The 12,258-nt window shown below is 67.6% G+C and carries 8 protein-coding genes and 2 rRNA genes (1 of these 10 only partly in view); 6 read left to right on the top strand and 4 right to left on the bottom strand.

The window, feature by feature from the left end; all coding sequences use genetic code 11:
- Positions 1 to 136: 136 nt before the first annotated feature.
- Positions 137 to 943: an SAM-dependent methyltransferase gene (locus OG349_RS19635; RefSeq protein WP_327238628.1), complete on the bottom strand. Its 807-nt coding sequence runs from the start codon at positions 941 to 943 to the stop codon at positions 137 to 139.
- Positions 944 to 1,390: 447 nt separating this feature from the next.
- Here OG349_RS19635 and OG349_RS19630 point away from each other — a divergent pair, with 447 nt between their 5' ends.
- From OG349_RS19630 to OG349_RS19605, 6 genes are all read left to right on the top strand, one after another.
- Positions 1,391 to 1,699, top strand: a complete 309-nt coding sequence (locus OG349_RS19630; protein ID WP_161312217.1) for a hypothetical protein — start codon at positions 1,391 to 1,393, stop codon at positions 1,697 to 1,699.
- Between the two features lie 313 nt (positions 1,700 to 2,012).
- Positions 2,013 to 2,873, top strand: coding sequence for a hypothetical protein (locus OG349_RS19625; RefSeq protein ID WP_327235843.1), 861 nt, complete (start codon positions 2,013 to 2,015; stop codon positions 2,871 to 2,873).
- Positions 2,863 to 4,230, top strand: a complete 1,368-nt coding sequence (locus OG349_RS19620) for a hypothetical protein (RefSeq protein ID WP_327235842.1) — start codon at positions 2,863 to 2,865, stop codon at positions 4,228 to 4,230. Before OG349_RS19625 ends, OG349_RS19620 begins: the two co-directional genes overlap by 11 nt.
- Entirely contained in the window at positions 4,227 to 5,780 is a 1,554-nt protein-coding gene (locus tag OG349_RS19615; protein WP_327235841.1) for an SCO6880 family protein, read from the top strand. The genes OG349_RS19620 and OG349_RS19615 overlap by 4 nt, the downstream gene beginning before the upstream one ends.
- 122 nt (positions 5,781 to 5,902) lie before the next feature.
- A complete protein-coding gene (locus tag OG349_RS19610) occupies positions 5,903 to 7,348 on the top strand; it encodes an ATP-binding protein (RefSeq protein ID WP_327235840.1) in 1,446 nt (481 codons plus the stop codon).
- 1 nt (position 7,349) lies between these two features.
- Positions 7,350 to 8,957, top strand: a complete 1,608-nt coding sequence (locus tag OG349_RS19605; RefSeq protein ID WP_327235839.1) for a type VI secretion protein — start codon at positions 7,350 to 7,352, stop codon at positions 8,955 to 8,957.
- Between the two features lie 19 nt (positions 8,958 to 8,976).
- On the opposite strand, the gene OG349_RS19600 is transcribed toward OG349_RS19605, so the two are convergent.
- The 3 genes from OG349_RS19600 to OG349_RS19590 all read right to left on the bottom strand — a co-directional run.
- Entirely contained in the window at positions 8,977 to 9,537 is a 561-nt protein-coding gene (locus tag OG349_RS19600) for a GNAT family N-acetyltransferase (RefSeq protein ID WP_327235838.1), read from the bottom strand.
- 71 nt (positions 9,538 to 9,608) lie between these two features.
- Positions 9,609 to 9,725 (bottom strand): 5S ribosomal RNA (rrf, locus tag OG349_RS19595).
- Positions 9,726 to 9,805: 80 nt separating this feature from the next.
- Positions 9,806 to 12,258: ribosomal RNA gene (locus OG349_RS19590) — 23S ribosomal RNA — on the bottom strand; it runs 670 nt beyond the window's last position.

The raw sequence follows: 12,258 nt of genomic DNA, 5'->3' as shown, positions 1-12,258 counted from the left end.
GACCCCCGCGTACGGCGGAGGCGCCCGCAGGCACAGGGATCGACCGGGCGGACGGACTCCGAGACGGCCCGGCCAAGTTCACCCGTACGGAACAAGGAGAGACAGGACGAAGCCCCCGCCCCCTCATTCCGCCCTCCTACCCCTTACGCCCCACTCCCCCGAACATCGCCACCTCGTCCGGCAGCCCCTCGCCACCCGGCCCCGACCCCGCTCCCGCCACCGGCCGCCAGCGCGAGCACGACACCACCCCGGGCTCCAGCAGCTCCAGCCCGTCGAAGTAACGGAGCAGCTGCTCGGGTGTGCGCTGGGTCAGCCGGGGCGTGCCGTTCTCGTTCCAGAAGGCGACCGCCGCGTCCACGTCGGGCATCGCGGGGCTGGTGATCGTGTGGGACAGCACCAGATGGCTGCCGGCGGGCAGCGCGTCCATGAGGCGGCGCACCAGGCCGTACGACTCCTCGTCGTCCTCGATGAAGATCACGACGCCCAGCAGCATCAGCGCGACGGGCTCGCTGAAATCGAGCGTGCGCGACGCGCGCTCCAGGATGGTGTCGACGTCGCGGAGGTCGGCGTCGAGGTAGTCCGTCCTCCCCTCGGGCGAGCTGGTCAGCAGCGCCCGCGCGTGGGCGAGGACGAGCGGGTCGTTGTCGACGTACACGATCCGCGACTCCGGGGCCACGCGCTGCGCGACCTCGTGGGTGTTGTCGGCGCTCGGCAGGCCCGTGCCCACGTCCAGAAACTGTCTGATGCCCACGTCCCTGGTCAGGTGTTCGACGGACCGTCCGAGGAACTGACGGTCGGCCAGCGCGTAGTCCCCGATGCCCGGGTGCAGCTTCCTGATCTGGTCGCCGGCCTCGCGGTCGACGAGGTAGTTGTCCTTACCGCCGGTCCAGTAGTTCCAGATACGGGCGGTGTGCGGCCGGGTCGTGTCGATCCTGGCCAGAATCCGCTGGGTGTCGGCGAGCGAGGCGGCGAAGGGGTCGGCGTCGGGAACGGGCGGGAGGGCGGAAGCGGCGTCGTCGCGCGATTCGTCTTGGGTCACAGACGCCTTCCTAGTCCAACCCCGTACCGTTGCAACAGACCTGATCGCGCCCCAGCTCCCCGCAATCTCTCCACCGCTCCCCCACGGCTCCCCCACGGCGCCGCACCCCGCAAGAGTGGACCAACGACAGTCATTGCCCGGAGTCACGCCCCGTGATACACAGAGTAACCGATTGCGTACGTGCTGAGCCGGTCCGCACCAGGTCAGGGGGCCGGGACCGGTCATATGTGCGGGCATCGGGTAAAGAGAGCCGCCAAGCGGCATACGAGGGCGGTTCCATCAGCGAAGATAGAGCGTGACCCGTGCCATGGGGCCCGGGCGGCGAACGACCCAACAGGGGCGGTGAGTTACATGTACCTGGCGGCTGAAAAGGGCGACATCACCACCATCATCGGTGGTATCGCCCCGGACTGGGGACCCTTCGGGACACTCGGGAACGAGGCCCGGGTGATGATCGAGGTCGTGATGGCGGTGGCCATCCTGCTCTGTCTCGGCATCGCGATCTGGGGCGCGGCGAAGCAGCGCATCGGGGCGACGGCGCTCAGGGACACGTTCAGCGCGGAACAGGGCAAGGGCCTGATCGTCGCGGGGCTGACCGGCGTCTTCATCATCGGGTCGCTGGGCACGCTCTTCACGATCGTGTACGGGATGGCTGTCTGATCCCGGCCGTTCTCGCGGCCGGCACTCCCGCCGGCCGACCCGGACGGCCGAGCGCGCTCGGTCCCACCCGTTCGGCCGTTCCGGCGGACCCGTCATCCCGCCCTTCCGTCCGTCCTTTCCTCCGGTCCCTCCGGTACGTACCAGGCGTGCGCCCGGTGCGCCCTCCACACCACCCGTCCGTCGCACCCACCGGCTGAGGTTGCGTCTCCCTGATGTCGAGTCACCACACCGCGCCCGCGCGGGAACCAGCACGGCTACCGTCGTACTACGCGGACCACGCGGACCCGCGCACGGCTGAGGGGGCTTTCGCGGCATGAGCTTCGGTGACGAGCACGGCTACGGCGACCCCGCGCGTCCCGCCGCCCGTACGGACGACGGCTTCGGCGGTACGGGCCAGACGCGCACGCGGCTGCCCGACGCCAGAGGCGGCGACGGCTACGGCGGCGGCAGACGCCCCGCCCGCGGTTCACGCTCCCTCATCACGGTCGTGGGCGTCGTGGTCCTCCTGGTCGCGGCCATCGCCTTCGCCAACCGCGGCGGCGGCAAGGACCCGACCCCGGGCGCGGGCGCCCCCGACGGCGCGGCAAACCCGACGGCGGCGTCGGGCGTGAAGCCGGTGACGGGCAAGAACGGCACGATTCCGTCGGGGTTCGCGAGGGATGAGCAGGGGGCGGCTAGTGCGGCGGCGAATTACGCGGTGGCGCTGGGGTCGGACGGGATGTTCAACCGGGTGAGCCGGTACGCCATCCTGGACGCCATCTACGTGCCCGAGTCGGCCACCAAGCTCAAGACCGCGCTGGACCCCGCCTACGCACCGGCGGAGTTGCAGAGGCTCGGTCTGGACGCCGAAGGGAACCCGCCCGCCGACAACATCTTCGTCTCCCGGGCGATCCCGGTGGGCACGAAGGTCGAGACCATCAGCGGCAACAGCGCCCGGGTCTCCGTCTGGTACACGGGCCTGATCGGAATGGCCGGACCCGGCTCCACCGACCCGGTGAAGACGACCTGGCAGACCGGAACCTTCGATCTGCGCTGGCAAGGCGACGACTGGAAGATCGCGACCGATACGCAGCAGACCGGACCGGCTCCCGTCCCCGGCGATGTCGCGACCTCCACCGCGGACGAGATCAGCAAGGCTGTCGAGCAGTACGGAGGCTTCACGTATGCCAGGTAGCTCCCGACCCCACTCCCGCCCGCTCGTCCGAGCCCGATGGATCGGCGCCGCACTGGCGAGCGTCCCGGCCACGCTGTTCCTCTTCGCCGCCCGGGCCGCCGCGGCGCCCACTCCCACGCCCTCACCGACCGACGACAAGGTCGACTGCAGCCTGCTGAAAGGCCTGTCCAAGAGCTACTGCGAGTCCGGCGACTCCGCCCGTTCCGGAGGGCTGCCCGACAACCCCGCAGACGCCCTCGACCCCCTCTCCTCCCTAGCCCGAGGCTGCGCCGAATCCGCCTCCTGGGTCGTCGAGAAGCTCTCCGGTGCCGTCGAGGAGACGGCCAACGTCGACTTCACCAACCCGGCCTTCCTCGCCCGGTACGCCATCGTCTTCGCCGCCGCCAGCGTCCTGACCCTCGTCCTGTGGCTCTTCGCCGTAGCCAAGCGCGCCATCCGCGGCGTGCCGTTCACCACCGCCATCTCCGAAGCCGTCGGCTTCCTCTGGCTCGCCGTCCTCGCCTCCGCCTTCACGCCCCTGATCCTCTACACCGTCGTCTCCGCGACCGACGGCGTCACCGAGGTCATCGCCGCCGGCACCGGCAAGCAGACCGACGTCTTCTTCGGGTCCTTCTCCGACGCCCTCACCAAGGGCACCGACATCGGCGGCGGCCCCATCATGCTCATCGTCGTCTCCCTCGTGACGATCCTCGCCGCCGGCGTCCTCTTCATGGAGCTGTTCATCCGCGCCGTCCTGCTCTACGTCGGCGCCCTCCTCGGCGTCATCGTCTACGCCGGACTCGTCGACAAGAACATGTGGGGCCACGTCCGCCGCTGGGCCGGCATCATGATCGCCGTCATCCTCGTCAAACCCGTCATCGTGATCGTCCTCAGCCTCGCCGGCGCCCTCTCCTCCGAGAGCGGCCCCGACTCCTTCTCCGCCGTCGTCACCGGCCTGGCGATCATCCTGCTCGCGATCTTCGCGTCCGCCATGATCTACCGCTTCGTCCCCGGCTTCGGCGACGAGATCGCCGCCTCCCGCGACAACCGCAAGCAGGCCACCGACGGCTCCCGCGCCGCCGCCGCCATCAGCTCCCCCGCCGCCCTCGTCTCCCAGGGCATCAAGACCCACAGCAGCCGCAACAACGGCGACGGCTCCGGCGGCGGCGGTGGCGGCCGGTCGCAGAACTCCATCTCCGGCGGCGTCGCCGCACACAGCACCCGCCCGTCGTCCGGAGGCGGCGGCGGAAGCGGGGGCGGCGGCGGACATGTCCCCTCCGCCGCACCCCCGCCCCGTACCGGCGGCGGCCCCACCACCGGCACCCCGCACAGCTCACGCAACACCGGTAACAACAGCACTGGAGGGGGAGGGCGTTGACGACCCAGGCCCACCCGATCGCACCACGCCGCACGTATCTCATCGGCCGCGCCCGGCCCAACGCGATCGTCGGCAAGAACCGCGAGACCGGCGAGATCGCGCTCATCATCGGCGGCGCGTTCCTCGGCATGATGTGCGGCCTGCTCGTCCCGGTCCTGTCCCTGCGGATCGTGACGCTGATGGGCTTCCCGCTCATCGCCCTGGCCGCCGTGTACGTGCCGTACAAGCACCGCACGTTCTACAAGTGGTTCGAGATCAACCGCAGCTTCAAACGGACCCTCCGCAACGGCACCACCTACCGCTCCGCCGCCATGGAGTCCGGTACGAGCCTCGACGGCCGCGAGGTCGAGATCGGCCCGCCCCCCGGCATCGGCCGCATCAACTGGCTCGCCGCGCCCTTCGGCCCCGACGAGATCGCCGTCCTGCTGCACGCCGACCGCCGCACCGTCACCGCCGCCATCGAGATCGAGGGCCCCGGCGTCGGCCTGCGCGACAGCGAGGACCAGGAAGCCCTCGTCGACCGCTTCGGCACCCTCCTCAAGCACGTCGCCAACGGGGACGGCTTCGTCACCCGCATCCAGATGCTCGCCCGTACGCTCCCCGCCGACCCCGACGCCCACGCCAAGGACGTCGCCCAGCGCGGCGACCACGCGTCCCCGGGCTGGCTCCAGGAGTCGTACGACCAGCTCCAGTCGATGGTCTCCACCTCCAGCGAGCAGCACCGCGCCTACCTCGTCGCCTGCATGCACTTCACCCGCGAACTGGCCGCCGAGGCCCAGGCCATGGCCCGCGCCGCCCGCCACGCCTCCGGGACGCGGAAGCTCGACAAGGACGCCGGCCTCGCCGTGGTCATGGCCCGCGAGCTGACCGACATCTGCGCCCGCCTCGCCGAGGCCGACATCCGGGTACGCCAGCCCCTCGGCCAGGGCCGCCTCGCCTCCCTCGTGCACTCGATGTACGACCCCGACCACCCCATCGACCACATCCAGGCCATGACGAAACGGAACGCCTGGCCGGCCGAGCTGGACGCGATGGAGCCGACGTACCTCCAGGCCAAGACCCGCGAGTCCTCGACCCGCGCCCCCTGGTGCCATTCCACCGCCTGGGTGAAGGAGTGGCCGATGACGCCGGTCGGCGTGAACTTCCTGGCCCCGCTCCTCGTCCATACCCCGGACGTCATCCGTACGGTCTCGGTGACCATGGACCTGGAGCCGACCGAGGTCGCCATCGAGCGGATGCTGACGGAGAAGACCAACGACGACGCGGAGGCGAGCCGCGCCGCCAAGATGAACCGCACCGTCGACCCGCGCGACATCGCCGCGCACGGCAGGCTCGACCAGCGGGGTGAAGATCTCGCCAGCGGTGCGGCAGGGGTGAACCTCGTCGGGTACATCACAGTGTCGTCCAGGTCGCCCGAGGCCCTGGCCAGGGACAAGCGGACCATCAGGGCCTCGGCCGGCAAGTCGTACCTCAAGCTGGAGTGGTGCGACCGAGAGCACCACCGTGCCTTCGTGAACACCCTGCCGTTCGCGACCGGCATCCGCCGCTGACCGCCCCTGACCGCCGCCACCGCCCCCGACCGCCACCGCCACCGACCCGAAGCCGTAAGCCGAGCCGTAAGCCTGTAGACGCCGTACAGAACCCGTAGACGCCGAACAGAAAGGGGCCTGTGGTGCGAGATCCGCTGTCCATCCTCACGGAAGCCTTCACCAGTTTCCTCTTCGGGGCGGTGGAGACGACCCGGTTGCCGGTCCGTACGTCGACGGGCCAGGCCCAGGCCGTCTATCTGCCCACCGCCGCCCCCGGCCTCGGCGACTCCGGCGTGATCATCGGCCGCGAGGTCTACAGCGGCAAGGGCTACATCTACGACCCCTTCCAGCTGTACGGGCAGCAGCTCCCCGCCCCCCACTGGCTGGTGCTCGGCGAGTCCGGCAACGGCAAGTCCGCGCTGGAGAAGACGTACGTCCTGCGCCAGCTGCGGTTCCGCGACCGCCAGGTCGTCGTCCTGGACGCCCAAGGTGAGGACGGAGCGGGCGAGTGGAACCTCATCGCCCAGGAGCTGGGTATAACCCCCATCCGTCTGGACGCGATGGCGGCCCTGGACGACGGGATCCGCCTCAACCCGCTCGACCCGGCGATCACCACGACCGGGCAGCTCGCCCTGCTCCGTACGATCATCGAAGTCGCCATGGGCCACGGCCTGGACGAACGTTCCGGCTTCGCCCTCAAGGTCGCGCACGCCTACGTCAACGAGACGATCATCGAGCGCCAGCCCGTGCTGATGGACATCGTCGAACAGCTGCGCCACCCCGAACCGGAGTCGGCGGAGGCGATGAACGTCGACATAGACGACGTACGGGCCTGGGGCCTGGACGTCGCGCTGGTCCTGGACCGGCTGGTCGACGGTGACCTGCGGGGCATGTTCGACGGGCCGACGTCCATCGGCATCGACCTGGACGCGCCGCTGATCGTCTTCGACCTGTCGCACATCGACCGCAACTCGATCGCGATGCCGATCCTGATGGCGATCGTCGGTGTCTGGCTGGAGCACACCTGGATCCGCCCCGACCGCAGGAAGCGCATCTTCCTCGTCGAGGAGGCCTGGCACATCATCAACTCCCCCTTCGTGGCCCAGCTGTTCCAGCGCCTGCTCAAGTTCGGCCGCCGGCTCGGCCTGTCGTTCGTCGCGGTGGTCCACCACCTCTCCGACGTCGTGGACGGCGCGGCGGCGCGCGAGGCCGCCGCGATCCTCAAGATGGCCTCCACCCGCACGATCTACGCCCAGAAGGCCGACGAGGCGAGAGCGACGGGCCTGGTCCTCGGACTGCCCCGGTGGGCGGTGGAGATCATCCCCACGCTCACCCCCGGTATCGCGGTCTGGGACGTGAACGGCAACGTCCAAGTCGTCAAGCACCTGGTGACGGAGGCCGAACGGCCCCTGGTCTTCACCGACCGCGCGATGACGGAGAACTCCCAGGCCTCGGACGCCGCCGACGCCCTGGAGGCGGCCGGGCTGCCCGAGGACGTACGGGCCGCGGACTGGGAGGCGGAGCAGCGTGCGGCACTCCTGGAGCGACAACGGCAGTTGAACGAGTCCTCCGAGTCGACGGTGGCGTGACATGGAGCGCCACCAGGGCCGGGACAGGCAGCAGGCCCGCCAAGGAGGCGTCCCCGACGGGCTGTTGGTGGGCCTGCTGGCCTTCCTGCTCGGGTTCTCGCTGCTGACCTGGTCGGCGACGGGGTTCGCCGGCCTGTTCGCCCACGGCGGCTGGCCGGACCACGTCACCTTCGCCCGTACGCCCCTGGCGCTGCGGCAGTTGGCGACGGCGCCGCACGACCTGCCTGCGGCCTGGCCCGACACCCCGCCGGGGCAGCTCTCCGGATACGGCTTGTTCTGGGGGCTGTTGATCAGCCAGCTGATGGTCCTCACCGTACTGACGGTGTTCGTCCTGGGCGTGGTGACGCGCTGGCGGGCGGTACGGTCCCGGCGCCGCGAGCAGCTGCGGTACGAACGGGAGACGGCGGCGACGCCGCAGGAGCGCGAACAGCCCCCGCTGCCGCACCAGCCGCTGCCCAGGGACCAGGTGCCGTACGGGCCGGGCAGGGGCGCGGGAGCGCCCGTAGCGGCGATGTACGGCCCTGCCGGGGCCCATCACCCGCAACCGCCCACGCCGGCCGTCAAGGACACACGCCCGCTCACGGCGACGGAATCGGTGCCAGGTCCGGCATCAGGGTCCGCACCTGTACCGGTGACCGCGCCCCTCTCCATCCCTGTTCCTGTCCCCGTCCCCATCCCAGGCGCAATCCCGCAGGTCGTGTACGGAACCTCCCGCACCCGCCGCCCCACCGCCGTCCAGGCCGTGCTGGACGCCGACGGCCCGGCGCTCGTCGTCACCTCCGACCCCGGTGTCTGGGCCGAGACCAAGGACGCGCGGGCCAAGCTCGGCCCCGTTCTCGTCTACGACCCCGGCCACCTCTGCGACACCCCGGCCCGCCTCCACTGGTCCCCGGCCGCCGGATGCGAGAACGCCGACACCGCCGCCGCCCGCGCGGCCGCGCTCCTGTCCCCCGTCCGCCCGCGCGCCCTCCTCGACACCGCCATGGCCGACACCGCGGAGACCCTCCTGCGCTGCTGGCTGCACGCCGCCGCGGTGGACGCGCGGCCGTTCAAGCAGGTGCACCGCTGGGCGCAGGGCGCGGGCGCCCACGAGGCCGTACGGATCCTCCGTACGCACCCCAAAGCCGCCTCCGGTCTCGCGGGACTACTGGAGTCGGCCCTCACCTCGCACCCCGAACGCCGTGAGGTGGCACAACAGTTGACGGCCCGTACGCTGGCGGCCCTCTCCTCGATCCACATCCGTGAGGCCTGCACACCCAACCGAACGGATTCCCTCACGTTGGATTCTTTCGCCGATGAGGGGGGCACGCTCTACGTGGTGGGTGAGCCCATCGAGGATCCCCGCTCCCGCCCCGGCGCGATGCCTCTGCTCACCGCACTCACCACACACGTGGTCGAGCACGGCCGCCGCATGGCCGCACGGTCATCTGACGGTCGGCTCGACCCACCAATGTCACTCGTCCTGGACGACGTGGCGGCGGTCGCGCCCCTGCCTCTGCTGCCCGAGCTGCTGGCCACGGGCCAGGACCGCGGCCTGCCGACACTCGCTCTGCTCCGCTCCAGGGAACAGGGGAGAGACCGCTGGCCTCACCAGGATCTCCCTGGCTGACCGTACGACGACGACGGCGTCAGCCGGCGGCGGGACGGACCACCGCCATCTCCAGCTCCTTCGCGGACGGATCGGGCGCGAACGGCACGAGCACGCCGGTCGGTTCAAAGCCCAGCCGCCGGTACACGGCACGCGCCCGGCTGTTGCTCTCGTGCACATGGAGCCTGACCCGCTCCAGCCGCGGTTCCTCCAGCGACCACGCCCAGTCGAGCGCCGCTTCGACCAGCCCGTCGATGAGCCCGGCGCCGCGCTGCCCGGGACGCACGAAGACTCCGACGAGGTGCCCCTGGGGCCGCTCGATGGTGGCGCCGAAGAAGTCGGTCAGGCCGGCGGGCTCGATCAGGAGCCCCACATTCCCCGACCAGGACCCGTCGGGGGCTTCGGCGACAAACAGCTGGGCCCCGCTCCCCGCGACCACTCCCGCCGCACGCTCCCGCCAGAAGGAGTCGGGGCGCTGGGAGGCCTGCTCGTACGTGTCCAGGAAGGCGATCGACGCCGCCGGGTCCTGGAGCGCGACCAGACGCAGTTCCCTGACCTCGGCCCATTCGTCGGCCCGTACCGCTCGTATCACGTGGTTCATGCATCGATCATATTGGCCCAGAACGCGAAAATGCCCCGCACCATAAGGTGCGGGGCATCCCCACAAAGATTGTTCGGCGGCGTCCTACTCTCCCACAGGGTCCCCCCTGCAGTACCATCGGCGCTACGAGGCTTAGCTTCCGGGTTCGGAATGTAACCGGGCGTTTCCCTCACGCAATGACCACCGAAACACTATGAAGACAACCAAAAGCTGGATGACAACACGGCTCTTCGTTACTTCAGAACTAACACAGTGGACGCGAGCAACTGAGGACAAGCCCTCGGCCTATTAGTACCAGTCAGCTTCGACCGTTACCGGTCTTCCACATCTGGCCTATCAACCCAGTCGTCTACTGGGAGCCTTAACCCCTCAAGGGGGTAGGAGTTCTCATCTCGAAGCAGGCTTCCCGCTTAGATGCTTTCAGCGGTTATCCCTCCCGAACGTAGCCAACCAGCCATGCCCTTGGCAGAACAACTGGCACACCAGAGGTTCGTCCGTCCCGGTCCTCTCGTACTAGGGACAGCCCTTCTCAAAACTCCTACGCGCACAGCGGATAGGGACCGAACTGTCTCACGACGTTCTAAACCCAGCTCGCGTACCGCTTTAATGGGCGAACAGCCCAACCCTTGGGACCGACTCCAGCCCCAGGATGCGACGAGCCGACATCGAGGTGCCAAACCATCCCGTCGATATGGACTCTTGGGGAAGATCAGCCTGTTATCCCCGGGGTACCTTTTATCCGTTGAGCGACGGCGCTTCCACAAGCCACCGCCGGATCACTAGTCCCGACTTTCGTCCCTGCTCGACCCGTCGGTCTCACAGTCAAGCTCCCTTGTGCACTTACACTCAACACCTGATTACCAACCAGGCTGAGGGAACCTTTGGGCGCCTCCGTTACTCTTTAGGAGGCAACCGCCCCAGTTAAACTACCCATCAGACACTGTCCCTGATCCGGATCACGGACCCAGGTTAGACATCCAGCACGACCAGAGTGGTATTTCAACGACGACTCCACCTGAACTGGCGTCCAAGCTTCACAGTCTCCCACCTATCCTACACAAGCCGAACCGAACACCAATATCAAACTATAGTAAAGGTCCCGGGGTCTTTCCGTCCTGCTGCGCGAAACGAGCATCTTTACTCGTAGTGCAATTTCACCGGGCCTATGGTTGAGACAGTCGAGAAGTCGTTACGCCATTCGTGCAGGTCGGAACTTACCCGACAAGGAATTTCGCTACCTTAGGATGGTTATAGTTACCACCGCCGTTTACTGGCGCTTAAGTTCTCAGCCTCGCCACACCGAAATGTGACTAACCGGTCCCCTTAACGTTCCAGCACCGGGCAGGCGTCAGTCCGTATACATCGCCTTACGGCTTCGCACGGACCTGTGTTTTTAGTAAACAGTCGCTTCTCGCTGGTCTCTGCGGCCACCCCAAGCTCAGGAAGTAAATTCCGTCACCCAAGATGGCCCCCCTTCTCCCGAAGTTACGGGGGCATTTTGCCGAGTTCCTTAACCATAGTTCACCCGAACGCCTCGGTATTCTCTACCAGACCACCTGAGTCGGTTTAGGGTACGGGCCGCCATGAAACTCGCTAGAGGCTTTTCTCGACAGCATAGGATCATCCACTTCACCACAATCGGCTCGGCATCAGGTCTCAGACTCATGTGTGACGGATTTGCCTATCACACGCCCTACACCCTTACCCCGGGACAACCACCGCCCGGGCTGGACTACCTTCCTGCGTCACCCCATCGCTTACCTACTACCACCTTGGTCCGACGGCTCCACCACTCCCCTTTGCCCGAAGGCTCCAGGACGGCTTCACGGCCTTAGCATTAATGGATTCGATACTGGGCGTTTCAAAGCGGGTACCGGAATATCAACCGGTTGTCCATCGACTACGCCTGTCGGCCTCGCCTTAGGTCCCGACTTACCCTGGGCAGATCAGCTTGACCCAGGAACCCTTAGTCAATCGGCGCACACGTTTCTCACGTGTGTATCGCTACTCATGCCTGCATTCTCACTCGTGAACCGTCCACCACTAGCTTCCGCTGCGGCTTCACCCGGCACACGACGCTCCCCTACCCATCCCAGCAGGCGTTGGCCCTATATGCTGGAATGACACGACTTCGGCGGTACGCTTGAGCCCCGCTACATTGTCGGCGCGGAATCACTTGACCAGTGAGCTATTACGCACTCTTTAAAGGGTGGCTGCTTCTAAGCCAACCTCCTGGTTGTCTCTGCGACTCCACATCCTTTCCCACTTAGCGTACGCTTAGGGGCCTTAGTCGATGCTCTGGGCTGTTTCCCTCTCGACCATGGAGCTTATCCCCCACAGTCTCACTGCCGCGCTCTCACTTACCGGCATTCGGAGTTTGGCTAAGGTCAGTAACCCGGTAGGGCCCATCGCCTATCCAGTGCTCTACCTCCGGCAAGAAACACACGACGCTGCACCTAAATGCATTTCGGGGAGAACCAGCTATCACGGAGTTTGATTGGCCTTTCACCCCTAACCACAGGTCATCCCCCAGGTTTTCAACCCTGGTGGGTTCGGTCCTCCACGACCTCTTACAGCCGCTTCAACCTGCCCATGGCTAGATCACTCCGCTTCGGGTCTTGAGCGCGCTACTATACCGCCCTATTCGGACTCGCTTTCGCTACGGCTTCCCCACACGGGTTAACCTCGCAACACACCGCAAACTCGCAGGCTCATTCTTCA

This window comes from Streptomyces sp. NBC_01317, from assembly GCF_035961655.1.
Lineage (GTDB): Bacteria > Actinomycetota > Actinomycetes > Streptomycetales > Streptomycetaceae > Streptomyces.
This window is presented reverse-complemented; position numbering and strand designations above follow the sequence as displayed.